This is a genomic window from Streptomyces sp. NPDC006335 (assembly GCF_040612795.1).
Lineage (GTDB): Bacteria > Actinomycetota > Actinomycetes > Streptomycetales > Streptomycetaceae > Streptomyces.
Genome location: NZ_JBEXQX010000002.1, coordinates 539581 through 560920, shown reverse-complemented (window position 1 = coordinate 560920; position 21340 = coordinate 539581). Strand labels below are relative to the sequence as shown.

General features: G+C 69.2%; 11 protein-coding genes. 3 read left to right on the top strand and 8 right to left on the bottom strand.

Annotation, left to right across the window (positions count from 1 at the left end; all coding sequences use genetic code 11):
- Positions 1 to 164: 164 nt before the first annotated feature.
- The 4 genes from ABZ098_RS08485 to ABZ098_RS08470 all read right to left on the bottom strand — a co-directional run bounded on the left by ABZ098_RS08485 (position 165) and on the right by ABZ098_RS08470 (position 10289).
- Positions 165 to 848, bottom strand: coding sequence for an ABC transporter ATP-binding protein (locus ABZ098_RS08485; RefSeq protein ID WP_356588535.1), 684 nt, complete (start codon positions 846 to 848; stop codon positions 165 to 167).
- A gap of 236 nt (positions 849 to 1084) precedes the next feature.
- Positions 1085 to 2545 (bottom strand): ABC transporter permease, encoded by a 1461-nt coding sequence (locus tag ABZ098_RS08480; RefSeq protein ID WP_356588533.1) that lies wholly within the window; start codon positions 2543 to 2545, stop codon positions 1085 to 1087.
- Between the two features lie 147 nt (positions 2546 to 2692).
- Entirely contained in the window at positions 2693 to 3454 is a 762-nt protein-coding gene (locus ABZ098_RS08475; RefSeq protein ID WP_356588531.1) for a hypothetical protein, read from the bottom strand.
- Positions 3455 to 3476: 22 nt separating this feature from the next.
- A complete protein-coding gene (locus ABZ098_RS08470; protein WP_356588529.1) occupies positions 3477 to 10289 on the bottom strand; it encodes an RHS repeat-associated core domain-containing protein in 6813 nt (2270 codons plus the stop codon).
- A gap of 525 nt (positions 10290 to 10814) precedes the next feature.
- Between ABZ098_RS08470 and ABZ098_RS08465 the strand changes: the two genes are divergently transcribed.
- Positions 10815 to 14972, top strand: coding sequence for a hypothetical protein (locus tag ABZ098_RS08465; RefSeq protein WP_356588527.1), 4158 nt, complete (start codon positions 10815 to 10817; stop codon positions 14970 to 14972).
- Positions 14973 to 15049: 77 nt separating this feature from the next.
- Here ABZ098_RS08465 and ABZ098_RS08460 read toward each other — a convergent pair whose 3' ends face one another.
- Entirely contained in the window at positions 15050 to 16315 is a 1266-nt protein-coding gene (locus ABZ098_RS08460) for an Ig-like domain-containing protein (RefSeq protein ID WP_356588525.1), read from the bottom strand.
- A 212-nt stretch (positions 16316 to 16527) separates the two neighbouring features.
- On the bottom strand, positions 16528 to 16872 hold the full coding sequence (locus ABZ098_RS08455) for a hypothetical protein (RefSeq protein WP_356588523.1): 345 nt from the start codon (positions 16870 to 16872) through the stop codon (positions 16528 to 16530).
- 109 nt (positions 16873 to 16981) lie between these two features.
- On the opposite strand from ABZ098_RS08455, the gene ABZ098_RS08450 reads away from it, so the two are divergent.
- Positions 16982 to 17284 carry a hypothetical protein gene (locus tag ABZ098_RS08450; protein ID WP_356588521.1) on the top strand — a complete coding sequence of 101 codons (303 nt, stop codon included), beginning with the start codon at positions 16982 to 16984 and terminating at the stop codon, positions 17282 to 17284.
- A gap of 42 nt (positions 17285 to 17326) precedes the next feature.
- Positions 17327 to 18088 (top strand): hypothetical protein, encoded by a 762-nt coding sequence (locus ABZ098_RS08445; protein WP_356588519.1) that lies wholly within the window; start codon positions 17327 to 17329, stop codon positions 18086 to 18088.
- A gap of 43 nt (positions 18089 to 18131) precedes the next feature.
- On the opposite strand, the gene hutH is transcribed toward ABZ098_RS08445, so the two are convergent.
- Together hutH and ABZ098_RS08435 are read right to left on the bottom strand one after the other, a co-directional pair.
- The gene (gene hutH, locus ABZ098_RS08440; RefSeq protein WP_356589365.1) at positions 18132 to 19670 is read right to left on the bottom strand and encodes a histidine ammonia-lyase; all 1539 of its coding nucleotides are present in this window, start codon (positions 19668 to 19670) and stop codon (positions 18132 to 18134) included.
- A gap of 81 nt (positions 19671 to 19751) precedes the next feature.
- On the bottom strand, positions 19752 to 20900 hold the full coding sequence (locus ABZ098_RS08435) for a GGDEF domain-containing protein (protein WP_356588517.1): 1149 nt from the start codon (positions 20898 to 20900) through the stop codon (positions 19752 to 19754).
- Positions 20901 to 21340 lie beyond the last annotated feature (440 nt).

Genomic DNA, 21340 nt, shown 5'->3' with positions numbered 1-21340 from the left:
CACCCGGGCGGGGGGCAGACTCGCACACCTATGCGTGCACCCCCCGGTGCTCGAAGTATGCCGAGGGGTGATCACGACCTCAATAGACAAGTCCCTGACAGCAAAGTCTGTTACAAGACTGCCGGATTCAGCGGGAGTTGAGGCACTCGGTCGGGCAGCCGCGCTCAGGGGGCGGCGTTCTCCTTCACCGTGATCCTTCCCTTCCGGATCGTGGCGAGACGCGGGGCCTTCTTCGCGATGGCGGAGTCGTGGGTGACCATGATGAAGGTCAACCCCAGTTCCTTCCACATGCGTTCGAGTACGTCCATGATCTCGTCGCGCATCGACTCGTCGAGGTTGCCGGTGGGTTCGTCGGCGAGGAGCACCTTCGGCTCCTTGACCAGGGCACGGGCGATGGCGACGCGCTGCTGCTGTCCTCCGGACATCTCGGAGGGCAGGTGTGAGAGCCGCTCCCCGAGGCCTACGGAGGTGAGCGCCTCGGCGGCCCGCTCCCTCCTCTCCTTCACCTTCACGCCGAGGGGGACGAGAGCGGTCTCGACGTTCTCCTGGGCGGTGAGGGTGGGGATGAGGTTGAAGGCCTGGAAGACGAAGCCGATGTTCTCGCTGCGGACCTTGGTGAGCCTGGCCTCGGAGAGCTTGGCCAAGTCGGTCCCGTCGAGCACGACTTCGCCCTCCGTGGGCCTGTCCAGTCCGCCGAGCATCTGGAGGAGGGTGGACTTGCCGCCGCCGGTGGGGCCCTGGATGACGAGACGGTCGCCGTCGGCGATGGTGAGGTCCACACCGGCGAGGGCGTCGACGGTGTCCTTGCCTCGGGCGTAGCGCTTGGTGACGTTTCTGAGCTCGTACATGGTGACTCCTGGGGTGGTGGTGGGGTTCGGGGTGGTGCGAGGCGGTGTCGGGCGCGGTCCGGTGGGGGCTCGTTTGCGCAGGTCCCCGCACCCCTAGGTGGGTGCGGCTGGGGCACGCCTGGTCTGCACCCACTCAGGGGCGCGGGGAACTGCGCGACCAGCCACGACGCCTCCGCAGCCGCCGGACCGCGGATGAGGCACATCCCTGGGCGCCCCGGTGCCGCAGCGAACGCCCGCTACTCGACTCGCCGCAACGCGTCCGCCGGCCGCAGCCGGGACGCGCGCCAGCCGCCGAACGCCCCGGCGACCAGACCACCGGCCACTGCCAGGGCCACCGCGACCGCCACCGTCGTCAGGCTGACCGGGGCCGTCAGCGCGACGTCGAACGTCTTCGCGGCCGCCTGCCGACGGAACCCGCCGAAGTCACCTCCGCCGCCGGGACCACCCGCACCCCCGCCACCGCCCAACTGCGCCTGCAATGTGGGGCTGACGGCCGTCACGGCGTACGCCCCCGCGAGACCGAGCGCGATGCCCAGCGCCCCGCCCAGCAGGCCGTTGACCATGGCCTCGCCGACGACCTGCCGGGTCACTCGCCCCGACTTCCAGCCCAGCGCCTTGAGCGTGCCGAACTCCCGTACCCGGCGCGAGACGGCGGCCGAGGTCAGCAGTCCGGCGACGAGGAACGCGGCGACGAGCACCGCGATCGACAGCCACTTGCCGACGTTCGTGGCGAGCGAGGACGCAGTCGACAGGGACCCGGACACCGTGTCCGCGAGATCCGCCGAGGTCGTCACCGTGGTGCCCGAGATGTTCTTCTGGATCGCCGACTTGACGGAGCCGATCTTCTGGGAGTCGGTCGCCTTGACGTAGATCGTGGTGACCTTGTTCTTGGAGTCGCTGAGGGTCTGCGCCTGGGTGAGGGGGATGTAGACGTTGGCGGCCGCGTCCCCGCTGTCCGCGGTGGCGATGCCGATCACCTTGAACTTGACGCTCTTGATGGTGACGGTGGAACCGACCTTGAGCTTCTTCTCCTTGGCGTACGCGGAGTCGACGACGGCCACCTTGGCGTCGGTCTCGGTCGACTTGAACGTACGACCGCTGGTGATCTTGGAGGAGGTCAGCGGGCCGAGGGCCGCCTTGGTGACGTCGGTGCCGAAGACGGAGTAGTTGTCGACGTCGAAGTCGGCGCCGCCGCCCCGCACTTCACCCTGCGGCTGCCCGGAGCCGCCCCCGTTCCGGCCGAAGCCGCCCGCACCGCCGCCGTTTCCGTTCTGCTGGAACTCGCCGCGGGTGAACTGGCCGTTGATCTTGATGACCCGGAGGCTCAGTCCGCCGACCGCGTCCGAGACACCGCTCTGCTGGTCGACCTCGGCGACCGTGGACGTGGACAGGGTCTCGAACCCCTGCACCATCACCCGGTCGCTGCTCTGCTCCGAGCCGGAGCCGTTCGCCTGCGCGTCGAACCGGAAGCTCGGCCGCTCTCCCGAAGCGGCCTGCGGCTGGGCGGCCTTGGTGACGGTCATGTCGGTGCCCAGCCCGTACAGCGATTGCAGGACCTTGTCCTGGGCCTGCCCCATGCCGGACGACACGGAACTGACCACGATGACCAGCGCGATCCCGAGCGCGAGCCCGGAGGCGACGACGAGGGCCGCCTTTCTGCGGCGGCGCAGTTCGCGCCTCAGGTAGGTGAAGAACATGGCCGCAAGCTAGGTACGGCGCGTGATGACTCCATAAGCCACCCATAAGAGCTGCATGAGAAGGCTGTCCGGGGGCCAGGTGAGAACCGTGACGGGCCTGTTCAACGGACCGCCCACCGCCGCGTCGGCAACCGGCTCCCGTATCTCTCACCGGCTGGACTCCTCGGCCAGGGCGATGATCCGCTGGGCGATGGAGACCGCCACCCCGCCCACGGTAGGGCCCTCCGCATCCGCGACCTCAGCTTCAAGGCGGACGGAAACGTCGTGCCAGAACCCGCTCTCTACTTCCGGGTAAACACCCTTGAGCCATTCCGTGATCAACCGGAGCCGGAATGAGTTCACTTGGGCATGACGTGGAGAATCGGAACTCTCCCATTCGGAGATCACCAGATCAAGCGCGGTGACCAGACGCGCTTTGGGACTGCTCACCCCCGAGAGGATCATATGCAGCGTGTCGGGGGGAGAGAGTTCGCCCGACACCCCTTCGATCTCGGGCAGCCGATAACCCGGGACGCGGTTCAAAGTGGCCTTGTCAGGACCGCTGTCCACCACGACGTCCACTCGTGACGCCCGCACAGGATCGTCGACGCGGATCGTGAGGTGATGACGTCCCGGCCTGCCGACGGTTCTCACGAACCGACTCAGACCATCGACGTCGAAGATTGCGATGTCCCCGCGGGGAAGTTCCAGCGAAGAGCTGAAGACCACCATTCCCGTACTCGGGTGCGCCCCACTCCAGATCCGAACCGACACCGTGGAGACCTGGGCTCTAGCAGGAACCGCAATGTGTGAGAATTCCACGGGCATCGGCCCGGTCAACGGCGTCTCGACGAAGTCCTCCAACTCGCCCGCAGGTCCGATGAACACCCGCGGATGGTTGAGCAGAACCTGGACTTCCCCGATGTGCATGACTCGCTCCATTCATCAGTGACTAGCCACTGATGTGGTCGTCAAGGATCGAAAGGAGCTTATCGTGATATCCCGCTGCCCCCGGGTCGGGCATATTGAAGTGATCACGCATGAGCTTCTGCGCCCGGAGGACCGCTCTGGACTGGTCACCGCTGCAGGAAGGACACTGCGGATAGAGCCGCTGATCGGCGCCGGGGTTCAGCCCGGTGGCAGGCTGGTGGTCCCCGACCATGGTCTCCCCCTCCGCGGTGCTGCCGCAGGAGTGGCAGGGCAACCCCTGCATCGCCTCGGACTGTGCACCCGTTACTTCCGCACCAGTCGCGGCCACGGATTCGTCCGCGTGCGGGCCTGGACGTATCAGGCTCGCCTGTCGAGCGGTGAGAGTGGTCTCGCAGTTGTGAACGAGGATCGACGTAGCCCCTGCGAGCACGTAGTAGGTGTGCAAGGTGCCGACCGTCAGGTCGTACGTGGTCTCCTGCTGGTGGAAATTGTGGACCTGGTCCACCGTGACCGTCGCGCCGGACGCTGTGCGGAGCCTCGTGCCCGGGGTCAGGTCATGGGCGTCGGTCCAGCGGTGGTGAGTGACGTCCCAGAAGGGGTGGTGCCAGGTGGTGGTGAGGGTTTGGTGAGGCGCAGCGTGAGGCCTATGAGGCGGACCGCGGGTCGGGGTCGTGTCCAGGGTCAGGGTCGTGAAGTCCTTGTCGGTCTTCGTGACGATGACCTGCTGGACCTCCTCCGGAGCCGTCACGCCCGTCTGCGGGTCTGTCGCCAGGACCGTGTCGCCGATCTTGATCTTGCTGATCGGTCTCGCCGTGCCGTCCCCCATCTCGACCCTGGTGCCTGGGACGAAACTGTGCAGTGAGCAGCCCACTCCCTCGACCGCGTCGGCACCGGCGTTCTCCGCCTCGGCGAACGCCTTCTCCGCCCGTACCGCGTCCTCGGCCACCCTCGCGGCCTCCTCCGCGTCCTTCACCGCTGTATACGCACGATCAAGGGCACGCCAGATCTTGAAGGCCTCGACCCCGACCTTGATGGCCTTGAAGACCTTGCCCCAAGGGACCGCCGTCAGGGCCGTGTTCACACAGCCCATCACGTCGCCCTTGGTGAAGCAGTTGTAGGCGTCGGTCAGGCCGATGACGTCCGCGACCAGGCTCAGCAGCTGGTGCTTGAAGCCGGACACCTGCTTCTTCGCCGCCGCGGCAGCCGCGTTCGCGGTCGCCTTGGCCCGCTGCGCCGCCTTCACCTCGGCCTGACGGTCGTACGTCTTGTTGTTGATGTTTCCGCCACCCGCGCCCGTGCCTTCGCCGAGCTTGTGGCCGTCGGTGCAGTTGCCGTGGTGGCAGTACGCGGTGTTGCTGCCGCCCGGATCGACCGGGCCGGTCGTGACGTACCGGGTCGGGTTGCTCTTGCTGGTGCCGGTGCCGCCGATCGGGTAGCCGACACCGCACTGGTCCGCCATGCACAGGCCGGAGGGGTCGGACTCGGTGACCGGGGAGTCGCCGGCGTAGTCGTAGGCGTTCCAGGTCTGCGGGGAGCCGGGGTCCAGCAGCGGGTCGGGGCTGAGGAAGCGGCCGATGGTGGGGTCGTACTCGCGGGCGCCGAGGTGGGTCAGGCCGGTGTCGTCGTCCTCGGTGCCTCCGACGTAACCGCGTTGGCCGATCCATGTCCCGGAGGACTGGTCGCGGGTCTCACCGAAGGGCTTGTACTGGCGGCGTACGACCTGCTGGGTCTGCGAGTCGATCTGGAGGGTGCCGGTGCCCTGGCGGTCCGGGACGAGGTAGGAGAAGGTGCCGTCGGAGGAGTGGGTGGCCACGGTCTCGCCGGCGAGGGAGATGTAGCGCACCCCGTCGGCGGCGGCTGCACCGGACTTGAGGGTGATCTCCTCGTCGCCCGTGTAGAGGGTGGTGGCGTCGGGGCCGCGGCGCAGCAGCAGGGTGCCGTCGGCGTCGTACAGGTACTTCGTGTCGCCCGCCGAGCCCGTCGAGGACAGGTCGGCCAGGGCGCCCTCGTCGTCGTACGTCAGCGTGTCGGTGCCCGCGCGGGTGGTACGGGTGAGGACGTTGCCGTCCGCGTCGTAGGTGTAGGAACTCGTGGTGTTCGCCGTCGCGTCGCCCGGCACGACCGTGTCCACCTGGGAGACGGCGTGGGCCGGGCCCGCGCCCGCCGCGAAGGGGGTGTAGGTGGCCGTCGCGTCCTTCGCGGTGGCGCCGGTCGGGTCGTGGTCGACCTGGGTGGTGCGGGCGCCGGTGGCGTCGTAGGTCCAGGACTGCCAGTACGGCGAGGGGCCGCCCACCGTCGATGAGGCGCCCGGCGCCGGGGTGGCCGCGCAGGCGTCGGTCGCCGTCCACGCGGACTTCAGGCGCTGCGCCCAGTCGTAGGCGAAGCACTGGGTGTCGGTCTGGCCGTTCTCCAGCTTGTCGCTGATCTTCGTGACGTTGCCGGACGGCTGGTAGGAGTACGCCGTCTTGTCGGCGATCGCCGCGCCCGACTGGGTGACCGTGGTGGAGTCCGTGAGGCGGTGGGTCTGGTCGTCGTAGTTCAAGGTCTGCTGGGCGAAGTTGCCCGAGGTGCCGTAGCTGAACTGGTACGGCTCGTCGAACTCCGTGTAGGAGAGCTTGTTGACGTAGGACCAGCTGTTCGTGGTGCCGCCGACGGCCGTGGGCCGGTCGTAGGCGTCGTAGGTGTAGGAGACGGTCTCCTGCGGCAGCTTGACGGTGGTCGGGTCCTGGTCGGTGTAGTTCCTCAGCGTGCCGGTGAGGTTGTACGTGTTCTGGTGGATGTAGTTGCCCGCCAGGGCGCCCTCGGCCGCGGGGACGACGAGTTCGGTGGCCTGCGCCCAGCCGTGGCTGTCGTAGCCGAGGACCTTCTCGGCGTACGCCGATCCGCTCGTGCCGCCCACGTAGCGGATGGACGCGGTCGGCCTGCCCTTCTTCAGCGTGTCGTAGGTCCAGGCCGCGAGCTCGTTGGCCGTGGACTGCGCGGCACCGCCCGTGGTGTCGAACTCGGCTGTCTTGCGGCCCAGTTCGTCGTACTTGTAGCTGATGGTCTTGCCACGGGCGTCGGTCGTGCTCAGCAGCTGGCCCGCGTTGTCGTAGGCGGAGGACGAATTGCCGGTGTCGGGGTCGGTCTGGGAGGTGCGACGGCCCAGGAGGTCGTAGTGGCTGCTCCAGGTGTGGCCCTGGCCGTCGTCCTGACCGGTCTGGTGGCCGGCCGCGTCGTAGGAGTAGGTGACGGTGTCGGCGGCGCCGGTGGGGGTGGTGCCGTGGTAGCGCAGCAGCTTGACCAGTTGGCCGCGGGCGTCGGTGTACGTCGTGGTGGGGGTCGCACCCGCGGGCGGGGTGACGTCGACGCGGTCCGAGCCGGGGTAGGCGGTGCTGGTGCGCCAGGTCTCCGACGCGAAGTGGTAGGCGATCGAGGCGGTGGCGCGGCCGGCGCCGTCGTAGAGCGTGCCGGTCTGGGACGGCGTCTGGTTGTCGGGCGCGTCCACCAGGTCACCGGACGGGGCGCCGGTGTTGTAGTACGCGTCGGAGGAACTCACCGGCCAGCCGTGGCTGTCGTACACGGTGTCGGTGATCGTGCGACCGCCGTCGACCGTCGCCGTCTGCGTCTCGCGGGGGCGCAGCATCGCGTCGTAGATCGAGATGGAGGTGCGGTAGGCGTTGGCGTCGGTCAGGGTCTGGGTGGTGACCGTGGACGGCGACGACGGCGAGAGGTTGTAACTGAACTTGGTGTTGGGGTTGTTGTCGGTGGGGAAGCCCGGGTTCCACACGGCGGTCAGTCGGCCCAGCGCGTCGTAGGTGCTGGTGGTGGAGTAGCCGGCCGCGTCGGTGGTCTTCAGGTCCAGGCCGCGGGCCGGGTCGAGGGTGGTCGTGGTGGTGAAGGCCGTGGTCTGGCCGGTGACCTTCGGCTGGGTGACCGTGACGGAGGTCGGGGCGGCGCCGGTGGTCGGGTTGTAGGCCGTGGTGGTGGTGCGGCCGTCGGCGTCGGTCTCGGTGAGTTCGCGGCCGTAGGTGTCGTAGGTGTTCTTCAAGGCCGTGATGTGGTGGATGGTGCCGTCCGCGGCGACCGAGTCGGCCTTCTGGACCATCGTCACATCGCCCTTGGTGGGCACCGCGGTGTTGTCCGTGGAGTTGTCGAAGAAGGTCAGGTCGTCACTGACCAGGTCCTTCGTGTAGTCCGGGGTGGCCGAGCAGGAGACGGCGAGGTCCTGCACCCGGCGCGGCACCGGCAGGTTCGCGCCCGACGGGTCCTGGACGTACCAGGTGCGGGTGCACTTGTCGTCGGTGGACGTGGAGGTGTCGCCCTGGTCGTCCACGGCGGTGGGCAGACCGGTCGCGGGGTCGATGGTGTAGTCGACCTCGGTGGTCTGCTTGGTGCCGTCCCCCTTGGTGGTGACCGTGCGGGCCCGCTTGATGTTCGTGATGTGCGCGACCAACGGGTCCAGGCCGGCGTTCGTACGGGTCTGGGTGGCCGTCGCCGCCGAGCTCCACGGGTCGGTCACGCCGTCGGACAGCAGAGCGCCGCCGTCGCCGTTGAAGGACTGGGCCTCGAAGCCCTGGCCGGCCAGCCAGTCGGAGTCCTTCTGCGGATCGTCGTTCGCGCTGTCGTTGAGGGTCTCGCTGTGGGTGCCGGTGGAGGTCCTGTCGCCGTCCATGCCCCTGAAGAACGTCTCCCGGGTGAGGGTGATCGTCGCGGGGGACGTGCCGGTGCGGGTCTCGACCGTGCCGTAGCCGCGCCACTGGTTCCAGGTGCGGTACTTGGCTTGGGTCATCGGGTCGTCGTTGAAGTGCCAGGCAGGGTCGCCGATGTACTTGTACGACGTCTGGACGGGAAGGCCGTCGCCCGTGGGGTCCTGTGCCGTCACGGAGTTGACGACGAACTTGTTGAACCAGTCCAGCTGCGGAGAGGTCTGACCGGGCGGGGTCCAGTACTGCGGATAGCAGCGGAGGTTGTTGTCGTCCTGGCTGGACGGCAGCACCGCGGTGCCGGTGCGGTGGCACTGCGGCCCGGTGTAGTCGGCCGTGATCACCTCACCGGACTCGGTGGTGATGTCGGTGATCCGGTATCGGGTGATCGGCTGGTAGCCGTCCAGCCCGTCGACCCGGTTGGCCAGTGCCTGTCCGGCGAATTTCACCGGCGGCAGGTCCGCGCTGCCGCCGTCCTTGCCGGTGTGCACGATCTGGCTCAGCCAGAGTGACGGGGTGGTGGTGTCACCGGTCGGCGGGAAGGTGTGGGTGAGCGTCCAGGCGTCGACGTCCTTGTAGACGGTACCGACCAGGACCTGGGTGCGGATGCCCGTGAGGCGTTGGGTGGTGAAGAAGGCCGGGCCGTGGTTGTCGCAGGTGCCCGAGGACGGGCAGACCTGGTCGACGGGTACGTCCGGCCAGTGCGAGGCGTTGGCCGTCGTCATCTTGGAGGACGCGCAGTCGAACCCGGAGTCGGCCAGGCAGCGTTCGGAGGTGTCGAAGAAGACCTGGGCCGCGGGCGGTGCGGTGCTGTCGTAGGCCTTCCCGTCCAACTGCCCGTACTGGATCTTGGAGAGGTAGCCGCCGCGGGAGTAAGGGGTCGGGGTGGTGGTGTTGTCCCGGCCGTAGTAGCCGGTCTCGGGTGTGTACCAGTAGCTGATGGCGTTGCCGTGCGGGTCGACGGTGTAGTCGAGGTTCCACCGGTAGCCCTGTTGGCACCAGGAGCCGGCGAAGGTGGAGGCGTGGCAGGGCTCGCCGGTGTCGTTGCCGTAGACGGGGGTGGTGAACACCGAGTTGGTGGTGGCCGCTCCGGTCGTCCAGCCCGGAAGGCGGTTGCGGCCGAAGTAGTACTTGGCGCCGTCGGCGGTGGTGACGACGAAGTACTCGTTGTCGTTGTCGCCGTTGACCGTGTCGGTCTTGATCTCGATCTTCTCGCCGTTGTCGCTCTGGGGATGCCAGGAGCCCGACGTCGTGTCGTGGACGAGGGTGTTGGACGAGCCGTTCAGCGACAGCGTGAGGGTGTCGACATCGTCCGACCAGCACTCGTCGGAGGTCTTCGGGGTGCCGTTCGCGGTGTCGTCGGAGCAGGAGGCGTAGCTCCGCTCGACGAAGCCGGGCGCGTAGTCCCAGCCGTCGCCGATCCAGGAGGACTGGGCGTTGGTCGAGGAGGTGCGGCCGTCGACGGTCTGTGAGCTGTAGTCCAGCGAGATGCTCGGGGTCAGGCTTCCGGGGACGTCCGGTACCGAGATCGGATACGAGTAGGTGAACGCGCCGGACGAGCCGCCGGCCGACCACTGGCCCGAGGAGGCGAGGGAGGTTGCCGCGTAGGTGCCACCGCCGCCGGACGCGGTCGCCTCGGCCGCCAGGACCATGGGCTGTGCGGTGGTGACCTGCGCGGAGACCGTCTGGGTCTTGGCGTCGTTGGTGGAGGTCAACGGGGTCTGCTGACGGCAGGCAGCGGACCGCGGGGTTGTCAGAGCACAGGCCGGAAGCTGCACGAGGCGCAGCCGACCGGCCCAGTCGCCGCCGTAGGCGTCCTTGAACTCCGAGTAGTCGAGGCCTACTTGGGCAGTGCCGTGGCTGGTGGTCCGGTCCGGGCGGACGGTGAGGACCACGCCGTGCAGACCGAGTTTCTGCGCCGCCGTCTGCCCGGGCAGCGACACCTGCAGGCGGGTGCCGGCGGCGGCCCGGTGTGCACCCTTCGCCGGAGCGAGGGTCACGGGCACCTCACCGGTCCGCGCGGCGCCGCGGGCGGGAACCGCCAACTCGGCCGTGCCCTTGGCGGGCCAGCTCTTGTGCGCCCGGGCGGCGCTCCAGCGGGCCATCCGCGGAACCTTCACGGCCCTGCCCTTGACCGGTGCAACGGGCACGGGCCGTTCTTTCGCGGCCTTGACGAGATAGTTGGACCGTTGCCCGACAGCGGCGGCGGCCGTTGGCGACAGAATTCCCACAAGGAGACCAAGGGCACTGATCGCGACGATCCAGAGGGCGGGCGCCCTACGTATCCCCATGGTCTTTCTGTAAATCCGCAACCGAGAATTCCGACGCACTGCGGCCCCCCATTCCAGCACGGCTGTCGAGAGATATTGGAACAGGCCGAGACCCTCCCGTCACAGCCCGCACACATCTAGAACAGGTATAGAGATCGCCACGTATCGCCCCCCGTTCGACCAAACTTGATGGACGAATGCATCAACTTCCGCACCAACACGGTCGATTGCTCAACAACATCCTCATCCAGCCCACCACACAGCAAAATTGCACACGTCATCAACACAAGGGTGGATACGCGGCTGCACGCCTTTGCCTCTTGTCCCGTTGTCGCCTCGGCATGATTACGGGTAGCGTCCCTCGCGCCCACGGCACTTTGTCTCGGACTCAAAACAGGGGGGCAGATGTCCGACCGTTCCCGCCGGTTTCCATCCGGCATTCCATTCAGAAAGAGTCCGCGAATACCGGGCTCATTCCTCGTCCTCGCCGCGGCCGGCGCACTCTGTCTGACTTCGCTGGCCGCTCAGCCGGCGTCGGCCGATTCCGGGCCAGGCTCCGTCGCGGATGCGAACACGAGCCTGCCCGACCTGACTCCGGCGCCGACGGACCATACGGAGCCGCCGAAACCGACCGGCTCACTGCGGCCGTCCGACGACTACGGCCTGACGTCCTCCGAGGAGTCGGCACTCGCGGTCGCTCAGCAGCAGGCCACAGCGACCGGCAAGCCGACCCGGGTCGACGCCCTGACCACCGAGACGGCGACCACGACGGCGAACCCGTCCGGAACGGTCACCTACGACTCCAGCCTGCTGCCCGTCCGGGTCCGCAGGGCTCACCACTGGGTACCGGTCGACGCCACCCTGCAGCGCAACGCCGACGGCACATGGAGCCCGAAGGCCTCAGCCGAGCCTCTCTCCCTCTCCGGCGGCGGTGCGGCCCCTCTCGCCACCATGACCAAGGGCAAGGCATCTCTCGCCCTGTCCTGGCCGGGCGCTCTGCCCGCCCCCCACGCCTCCGGCGCGAGCCTGACCTACCCCGACGTGCTGCCCGACGTGGACCTCCGGGTCACCGCCGACACCCAGGGCGGCTGGTCCGAGGTCCTCGTCGTCAAGAACGCGCAGGCCGCGGCCGACCCCGGGCTCGCCCGACTCGCCCTCACCACCCAGGCCAACGGCCTCACCGTCGCCGACGACGGCCACGGCAACCTCGCCGCGACCACCCCGGACGGACAGGTCCTCTTCAGCGCTCCGCAACCATCGATGTGGGACTCCACAGGGGCCGGTGCCACCTCCGAGGCACCCGCCCCCAAGGCTCATGTCGCCCGCGTCAAGGGAAGGTTGCACGGTCACACCCTCTCCCTGACCCCCGACCCCAAGCTGCTCACGGACGCACACACCAGGTTCCCGGTCTACATCGACCCGACCTGGAACCCGCACTACGCCAGCGGCGCCAAGCAGCACTACGTCGAGACCCAGCAGGGCTGCCCCACCGCGAAGAACTACGACTCCACCCAGTACGGCGACCCGGGCGTCGGCTACAACAGCTGGTCGGGCTGCATCGGCGGCGAACGCTCGTACTTCCAACTGGCGGTGCCCTCCGCCGTCTACGACTCGCACATCGTCTCCGCCACGGTCGACACCAAGGAGAACTACTCCGCGAGCTGCAGTCTCTCCTCGGACGTCTACCTCTACTGGTCCGGCGCGATCAGCTCGTCCACCTCCTGGACCACCAAACCGTCCCTGACCAGCAAGCTGGCCACCAAGAGCTTCGGCCCGGCCTGCACGAGCGAGCCCTCGGGCGGCTTCTCGGTGACCTCCACGATCGCCAAGGGCGCCGCCGCGCACTGGAAGAGCTGGACCTTCGCCCTGGTCAACAGCCACAGCGGCAGCGGTGACGGCAATTACTTCAAGCGGTTCGACAACAACCCGTCGATGTCCATCGAGTACAACCACGTGCCGGCCAAACCCGGCACCCTGGCCACCAAGGTCGGCTCCACCTCGCTCGGCTGCGGCACCGCCACCCCGTACCCGATCGTCGGCAAGACCCTCGCCACCACCCCGCCCACCCTCAACGCCAAGGTGAGCGACGCCGACAAGGACGCCCTGGCCGCCACCTACGCGTATTGGGTGGGCAGCGGCTCGGCGACCACGACCACCAGCGCCACAGTCGCCAGCGGCGCCAACGCGCCCAAGCAGTTGCCCTCCACGTTCATGAGTGGGCTGGCCGACGGCAGCGTCGTGAGCTGGAAGGCCACCTCCAGCGACGGCAAGGACACTTCCGCCACCTCGGCGACCTGCCACTTCACCGTCGATCTGCACAGCCCCGCCCAACCCACCGTGACCAGCTCGGACAGCCTCTACCCGGAGGACCAGCCCGGCACGACCGCCGCCGGCACCCCGGGCAACTTCACCGTCTCGGTGGACCCCGGCACCAACGGCAACAACGCCGCCAAGTTCCTGTACGGCCTCGACGCCGCCCCGCCCACGTCCAACACCCCGTCCTCGCAGACCAAGACGGCGGTCAGCAACAAGGCCACCATCACGGTCACCCCGGCGGCGCCCGGCACCCACACCCTCTACGTCTACGCGGTCGACTCCGCGGGCAACGTCTCCTCCCAGCAGCAGTACGAGTTCACCGCGCTCGGCCACGCCACGAAGAGCTACGCCAGCCTGCAAGCCGCCTTCGACAACACCGCCACCACCGACGACAGCAACCGCAGCACGGCGGACGCGGACGGAGTCGGCGCCACGCTCTCCCTCCAGGACCTCAAGGCAGCCGGCTGGCAGCCCGGCGGGAAGATCACCGTGGACGGCGCGTCCTTCACCCTGCCCAACTGGGGTTCCAGCGGCGGCGACAACGTGATGGCCGCCAACCAGACCATCCAGATGAACGGTACGAGCGGCCGGGCCCTCGTCTTCCTCGGCTTCTCCACCTACGGCATGATCGGCTCCCAGCATCAGAGCGGTGACACCACCAGCCCCGTCGTTCCGGACGGCACCAGCATCGCGGCGACCGACTGCAGCCTGGGCAACGCCACCTACGAGGACTGCGTCACTCCGACAGGCTCCATCACCTACGGGGACGGCACAGCGCAGCCGTACTACCTGGCCATGCCCGACTGGGTCTACGGCTCGGACACCCTGGCGGCCGTCACCCTGCTCCACCGCAACACGCCAAGCACCCAGGAGACCCGGAGCACGAACATCTATGCTTTCGCCGTCCCCCTGAAGGCGGGCGCCGCCGTCGACTCGGTGACGCTGCCCGACCTGGCCGACGCCGCCCGCAAGTACGTGCCGGGACTTCACATCATCGGCATGTCCGTCCGCGACACCACGAGCGCCCCGAACGGCGCTGCCTGGACCGGCAGTTGGAGCGCGCCCACCGAGGAACGGTTCCACTTCTCCGATATGGGCGCCTTCAGCAACCAGACCTTCCGCGAGGTCACCATGGCAAGCGCGGGCGGTGATGCGGTGCGGCTGCGCCTGTCCAACGCCCTGGGCACCGATCCACTGACCCTCGACCACGTGACGGTCGCCCCGTACGGCAACGGCGCCACCCTGGCATCCCCACCGGTGGACGTCACCTTCGGCGGAGACAGGTCAGTGGTGATCCCGGAGGGCGGCGAGCTCTACAGCGACCCGATCCCCATGACGGTCGCGCCACGCGGGGTGATCACGACCAGCATCCACCTGGTGAACCAGGTGAACTACCTGGTCATGCACCCCTGGGCGGCCACGGACACCGTCGGCTACGTGAGCGCGGTCGGCAGCGGCGACCACACCACGGACACCGCGAACACGGCCTTCACGGGCACCGGCACGGAATCGGGCCGCTTCGCCGACATCCTGACCGGCATCGACGTCACCACCACCGACCACCGGCCCACCGTCTCCGTCCTCGGCGACGGTCTCGTCGACACCCGCACCACGGGCACGACCGCGGGCTACACGACCTCACGCTTCAACCAGTGGCTGGCGTACCGACTGGTCAACAACACCGACGGCATCCCGGTCTACGGTGTGGTGGCTTCGGGTATCGAGAACAACTACCTGGGCACCGACCAGGGGGCAGGAGCCGGCGGCCGCGCGGCGCTGACCCGCCTGGACCGAGATGTCCTCTCCGTCCCCGGCATCCGCACAGTCGTGGTCACCCAGGGCCTGGAGGACATCGTCGCGGGCCACGACGACGTGGACATCGACAACGCCCTCGGCCTCCTGCGCGACCAGCTCAGGGGATGGGGGATCAAGGTCGTCTTCACCACACTGACCCCCTGTGACGGCTACAGTCCCTGCACCGCGGCCGTCGACCAGAACCGCATCGACACCAACACCTGGATCACCGACCAACTCGACTTCACCTCCCCCACCGTCACTTATGTGGACGCGGAGTCGGTCGTGGCGGTCACCGACACGGCCAGTACGGCCGACCCGCAGGCCCTGAAGCTTGGCAGCGACAGCGCTCCCGCCGACTTCGACTCCGGTGATCACGTCAATCTGACGTCGGACGGGTACAGCAGCATCAGCAACGCCTACGACCTCGCCTCACTCGGCCCGGACGCCTAGCGCGGCCGCGGGAACGAACACGGAAGGCGGTCACCCCCGCAGGGTGACCGCCTTCTCGCGTCAGTCGGTGGGGGCGGTCAGATCGCCGACCCCGCCTTCCAGTCCGCCCAGCTCAGGTTCCAGCCGTTGAGGCCGTTGTCCGGGGCCACCGTCTTGTCGCCGGTGTTCTTCACGACCACCACGTCACCGACGATCGAGTTGGTGTAGAACCAGTAGCCCGGCGTGCCGGTGTCGTTGGCGCCCTTGGTGTCCGACAGGCCCACACAGCCGTGGCTGGTGTTCACGTTGCCGAAGACGGACTTGGCGCCCCAGTAGTTGCCGTGCACGAAGGTGCCGGAGTTGGTGAGCCGGATGGCGTGCGGCACGTCCTTGATGTCGTACTCGCCCTTGCCGTCGTCGTCGGTGAAGCCCACGGTCGCGCCGTTCATGCGCGTCTCCTTGAACTTCTCGGACATCACCATGATGCCTTCGTACGTCTTGTTCTCCGGCGAACCGGCCGAGATCGGGATGGTCTTGATCGTCGTGCCGTTGTGCGTGATCTTCATCTGCTTGGTCTTGGCGTCGACGTACGAGACCTGGTTGCGGCCGATCTTGAAGGTGACCGTCTTCTGCTGGACGCCGTAGACACCGGAGGCACCCTCGACACCGTCGAGCGCGAGCTTCAGCGTGACGGTGGAGTTCTCCTTCCAGTAGTCCTCGGGGCGGAAGTCGATGCGGTTGGCGTTGAACCAGTGGCCGACGACCTCCTGACCGCTGCTGGAGGAGACGGTGATGCCCTTCTGGACGGCCGCCTTGTTGGTGATCGCCTTGTCGAAGTTGATCGACACCGGCATGCCCACGCCGACGGTCGATCCGTTCTCCGGCGTGAAGTTGCCTATGAAGCTGTTGGCCGGGGAGACCGTCGTGAACGAGGCGTTCTCGTGGGCGACGAGGCCCTCGGAGTCCTTCGCCTCCGCGGCGACCTTGTAGGTCGTGGAGCGCTCGAGCTGGGTGTCGGGCTTCCAGCTCGTCTTGTCGGCGGACAGCTCGCCGGCGACCTTCGTGCCGTCGGAGGTCGTCATCGTCACGTCCGTGAGCGTGCCCTTGCTCACGGTGACGGCGGCCGAGTTGTTGATGGAGGCGTTGTCCGTGCCGTCCTTGGGCGTGATCTTGATCTCGGCCTGGGAGCTCTTCTTGGCCGCCGCCTCGTCGGCCTTGGCCTGCGAGGTGTCGCTGCCGCCGCCGCCCGACGAAGAGTCGTCGCCACCGGAACAGGCCGAGAGCACCAGCACCCCGCCGAGCAGAGCGGACGCGACCGTCAGGCCCCTGCGCCGCTTACTGACCGTCATCACACGCTTCTCCATCGTTGCCGAATCCCAGAAACCCCGAAATCCCGAGAGTCCCCGTCAATACACCTAAACGCTACGACCGGTTCGTCCCGTTCCACCTTCTCGGAAGGTGTGGGGCACACCACGTCCGCTGTGGCGGCAGGTGCGTCTGTCGGTCCGTGCGACCCCTGAGACGACGAAACCCCGGACGGCGGTTGCCGCCCGGGGTCACGATTTTCCCAGCGCGCTCAGCCGACGACCTCTTCTTCCTCGTCTTCCTCCACATCATCCTCGTCGAGGTCCCAGTCCGGCGAATCCGGGTCGTAGTCGATGCGCTCGCTGCTCCAGGAGGCCTGGGCCAGTTCGACCCCGGGCACCTCCCCGACCAGGTCGAACGGGTCCACGAGATACGCGAGGGCCTCCGCAGTGTCTTCCGTCACAGCGCCCTCGGCATGCGCCCGCTCGTCGTCCGGCACGTCCGGATCCTCCGCGATCCGCGCCAGCGCGGCCCGGGTCACGGCGTCCTGGTCGTCGACCTCGACGATGAGTTCCACCCGAAGCCGTACAAAACGTGATGTCTCTTCAGTGCTCATGCCCGGAGCGTAAAGCCCATGTCTCCCGTGACTTTCCCGTGACCCGCGCCTTTCACTAACATCGCCCCACACGGCCAATTCGCCAGCACCACAAGGGGATCGATATTCCGTGTCATCCGTTCGTCGTCCGTTGCTGACCGCCACCGCCGCGGGGACCCTGCTGGGTGCCCTGTGGTTCGTCCCGTCCGCCAACGCGACCCAGGACACCCCGGCGAGAACCGAGCCGTCCCCGCAGGCCACGACGCAGGCGCGGGTCACCACCACGAGCACGGAGACGTCCACGGACGTCGCCCGGCTCGCCGACACCGGCAGCTTCGACACCACGCCGTACGTCGTCGGCGGCACCCTCTTCCTCACGCTGGGTGCGGGCTTCGTCGTCTATTCGGTACGTCGGGAACGCCTGGGCTTTTAGGCGCGCTTGACGCTTTCTTGGCGAGACCTTCATAGTCCGCCCATGAAGAGATCATCGCGGGCGCGCATAGGCGCCACGGCGGCCCTGGGCGTACTGTCGCTCGCCCTCGTCACGGGCTGCGGCGGCGGTTCGGACGACGACGCGAAGGAGACCGGGGCGTCCAAGGAGGCCGGCGCCTCCTCCGTGCCGAGCACGGCCGCGGCCGCGAAGGCCCTCAGCGCGGCCGCCTTGGAGAAGCTGCTGCTCGTGCAGAGCGACCTGCCCAGGGACAAGGTCTCCGACGCCGACGACACCCTGCCGAAGTCCCGGAGCGAGCTGACGACGGACAAGGCCGCGTGCGCCCCCCTCGCCCACGCCCTGACCGGCCTCCCCCCGGGCGACACGGACGCCGGCGCGAGCAACACCGTCACGTCGGAGGAACGGCTCGGGAACTCCTTCGAGGTCACCATGACCAGCGTGGGCCTCTCGTCGTACGAGGGCGACGGCGCGGAGAAGGCCCTCGATGCCGTCTCCTCGGGGATCGCCGCCTGCTCCGGCGGGTTCGGCATCACGGCCCAGGGCGAGAAGATGAAGATCACCAAGGTCGCCGCGGGCAAGGCCTCCGGCAAGGGTGACGAGTCGGTGGCCTTCGTCCTGGACGCCGACATGGACGGCGAGGGCACAGGCTCCTTCACCGTCGAGGTGGTGCGCGTCGGCACCATCGTCTCCACGTACTACTCGGTCGACTTCGCCTCGATCGAGAGCGGCGGGACGTCCGCCGTCCCGCTCGCGGTGATCGACGCCCAGGTGGGCAAGCTGAAGTAGCACCACGGGCCCCGCCGTCGTCGTACGGCAGGGCCCGTCCCCCTCACCGCAACGGCCCGGTGACCGTCTCCACCGCCTCGACCAGCCGCCCCTCGCGCACGAACGCGTCGGCCGCCGCGAGGTCCGGCGCCAGGAACCGGTCGGGGCCGGGACCCTCGACACCCGCCTTGCGTACGGCGGTGATGGCGGCCTGGGTCGCCGGCGCCGGGCTCAGGCCCTCGCGCAGCTCGACGGCGCGCGAGGCGGCGTACAGCTCGACGGCGAGGACCCGGGTGAGGTTGTCGACGGCGGTGCGCAGCTTGCGGGCGGCCGACCACCCCATGGAGACGTGGTCCTCCTGCATCGCGGACGAGGGGATCGAGTCCGCGGAGGCGGGGACGGCCAGCCGCTTCAACTCGCTGACCAGCGCGGCCTGGGTGTACTGGGCGATCATCAGCCCGGAGTCCACTCCGGCGTCGTCGGCCAGGAACGGCGGCAGCCCGTGGGACCGGTTCTTGTCCAGCAGCCGGTCGGTGCGCCGCTCGGCGATCGACGCGAGGTCGGCGACGGCGATGGCGAGGAAGTCGAGGACATAAGCGACGGGCGCGCCGTGGAAGTTGCCGTTGGACTCCACCCGCCCGTCGGGCAGCACCACGGGGTTGTCGACCGCGGAGGCCAACTCCCGCTCGGCGACCAGCCGTGCGTGGGCCAGGGTGTCCCGCCCGGCCCCGGCGACCTGCGGGGCGCAGCGCACGGAGTAGGCGTCCTGCACGCGCGGCGCGTCGTCCTGGTGGTGGCCGGTGAGCTCCGAACCCTTCAGCACGGCCAGCATGTTGGCGGCGGAGGCGCCCTGCCCCGGGTGCGGCCGGATGGCGTGCAGCTCGGGAGCGAGCACCTTGTCGGTGCCGAGCAGGGCCTCCAGCGAGAGGGCGGCGGTGATGTCGGCGGACTTGTAGAGCATGTCCAGGTCGGCGAGGGCCATGACCAGCATCCCGAGCATGCCGTCGGTGCCGTTGAGGAGGGCGAGCCCCTCCTTCTCCCGCAGTTCGACGGGCGCGATCCCGTGCTCGGCGAGCAGTTCCCCGGCGGGCCGTACGACCCCGTCCGGTCCCTCGGCGTCCCCCTCCCCCATGAGCGTGAGGGCGCAGTGGGACAGCGGCGCGAGGTCACCGGAGCAGCCGAGCGACCCGTACTCGTGGACGACCGGGGTGATCCCGGCGTTGAGCACGTCGGCCATGGTCTGCGCGACCTCGGGCCGCACTCCCGTGTGTCCGGAGCAGACGGTCTTGAGCCGCAGGAACATCAGCGCCCGTACGACCTCCCGCTCGACCCGCGCTCCCATGCCCGCGGCGTGCGAGCGGACGATGTTGCGCTGCAGCCGGCCCCGGAGCTCCTGGCTGATGTGCCGGGTCGCGAGGGCGCCGAAGCCGGTGCTGACGCCGTAGACGGGCTCGGGCTTGGCCGCGAGGGCGTCGACGATCCCGCGGGCCGCGGCGAGGGCGGCGACCGCCTCCTCGGAGAGCTCGACACGGGCACCGTCCCGCGCCACGGCAAGGACGTCGGACGCGGTGACCCCGGACGTCCCCACCACCACAGTGTGCATATCCATATTCAGGAGCGTACGCATTGAATTCCGGGATGTCACTAGTGGGTCGGGGGTACACCCCTTACCACCACGCCCCCCTCAGGGCCGCCGTCCCCGGAACGTCCGCCGCTCGGCCGACTGGGTGGAGGGGGCGGCATCGGCCAGCCGTACGACGGGATCGTCCGGCCCGCCCCGCCCCGCGACGACGGGCCTTCGGGCACGCTCGGCCTTGGCCCGGTACTGCGCGGCATCGGCGAGCCGGAAGAGCCGCCGGGCCGAGCGGACGGGGCCGATGGGATCCGCGGTGGAGGCGACCCCGCACGCCACGCCCTCGCCCAGCTCCAGCTCCCCGGCCCGCCGGCAGAGTTCGTCGGCGGCGCTGACGACGTCGTCGGCGGACGGCCCGACCGCGAGCAGGCAGAATTCGTCCCCGCCGAGCCGCGCGGCCAGGGCTCCCGGCAGCATGGCCCCGCACAGCGACAGAACCGACCCGAAACGTTCCAGCAGCCGGTCGCCCACGGCGTGCCCGCGGGTGTCGTTGACCCGCTTCAGCCCGTTGAGATCACAGACGACGAGACTGACGACGACGCCGTCCCTCTTGTGCCGGTCGACGGCCTCGTCGAGCCGCGCGTCCACGGCACGGCGGTTGGCGAGCCCGGTCAGCGCGTCCGTGAAGGCCAGCCGTCTCGCCTCCTCCAGCCGCTCCGCCTGGGCGATTCCGGCGGCGACGACGGCGGCCAGCACGGTGGCGAAGTCGGCGTCCTCCCGCCCGAAGACGGGGGCGCCGGCGGGCCGGGCGACATACAGCTCCCCCCAGGCCCGCCCGTTCAGCACGATGGGGGCGACGACACAGCTCCCGCGGCCCCTCCTGCGCAGCGCGGCGACACGCTGGTGCACATATCCGGGCCGCCCTCCGGCCGCCGGACCCTCCGCCGTCTCGACCCACGCGTTGGGCTCCCCGCCCCCGGCCCAACGCTCGTGCAGGAACTCGGTGATCTCCGGGAACTGGTGCACGGGGTAGGCCTCGTTCTCGGGGAACTCCTCCTCGCCCGCGGCCCGGTCGCCCACGTTCACCAGCACCCTGAGCCGACCGAGCTCCCGCTCCCACACGGACAGCGCGGCGAAGCTCCCCCCGAGCGCACGGCACGCCCCGGCGGCGGCGGCCCGCCACGCCTCCCGCGAGCCGTGGGCCGCCGCCATGCCCTGAGCCAACGCGACGACCGCGGCCAGCCGGATGTCCTCACCCATCAGTCCAGGTTAGGGAGGATTCGGGCGGGGACCGGGGTGCGGTTGGGCCGTTCGGGAACGGGACGGGCTACCGGGCGGGTGCGGGTGCGTGGGGGCTGGTCGCGCAGTTCCCCGCGGGGCCGCTGTGCTGGACCTGGGCCGGGCGCCTTCGGGGGTGCCGGGGCGGGTTGGCGGGCGGGTGCGGGCGCGTGGGGGCTGGTCGCGCAGTTCCCCGCGCCCCTAGGGGGTTGCAGTCACCCGCGACACGGCGGACCGGTAGCCGCGTACGGCGCGAAGGGGACGGGGCGGGGGTGTCCGCCCGCAGCGGCCGGCGTCCGTTACAGACCCCCCACCGGGGCCGCAGCTGCGCCGCAGGCGTCAGGGGCGCGGGGAACTGCGCAAGACGCCCGCCCCCACCGAACCCGCAGCCGAACGACGACCCCACCCGCACCACCGCCGGA

Excerpts from the sequence above, each read along its gene's own strand:
- ABZ098_RS08485 (WP_356588535.1), bottom strand. The coding sequence starts at position 848 with ATGTACGAGCTCAGAAACGTCACCAAGCGCTACGCCCGAGGCAAGGAC.
- ABZ098_RS08480 (WP_356588533.1), bottom strand. The coding sequence starts at position 2,545 with ATGTTCTTCACCTACCTGAGGCGCGAACTGCGCCGCCGCAGAAAGGCG.
- ABZ098_RS08475 (WP_356588531.1), bottom strand. The coding sequence starts at position 3,454 with ATGCACATCGGGGAAGTCCAGGTTCTGCTCAACCATCCGCGGGTGTTC.
- ABZ098_RS08465 (WP_356588527.1), top strand. The coding sequence starts at position 10,815 with ATGTCCGACCGTTCCCGCCGGTTTCCATCCGGCATTCCATTCAGAAAG.
- ABZ098_RS08460 (WP_356588525.1), bottom strand. The coding sequence starts at position 16,315 with ATGGAGAAGCGTGTGATGACGGTCAGTAAGCGGCGCAGGGGCCTGACG.
- ABZ098_RS08455 (WP_356588523.1), bottom strand. The coding sequence starts at position 16,872 with ATGAGCACTGAAGAGACATCACGTTTTGTACGGCTTCGGGTGGAACTC.
- ABZ098_RS08445 (WP_356588519.1), top strand. The coding sequence starts at position 17,327 with ATGAAGAGATCATCGCGGGCGCGCATAGGCGCCACGGCGGCCCTGGGC.
- hutH (WP_356589365.1), bottom strand. The coding sequence starts at position 19,670 with ATGCACACTGTGGTGGTGGGGACGTCCGGGGTCACCGCGTCCGACGTC.
- ABZ098_RS08435 (WP_356588517.1), bottom strand. The coding sequence starts at position 20,900 with ATGGGTGAGGACATCCGGCTGGCCGCGGTCGTCGCGTTGGCTCAGGGC.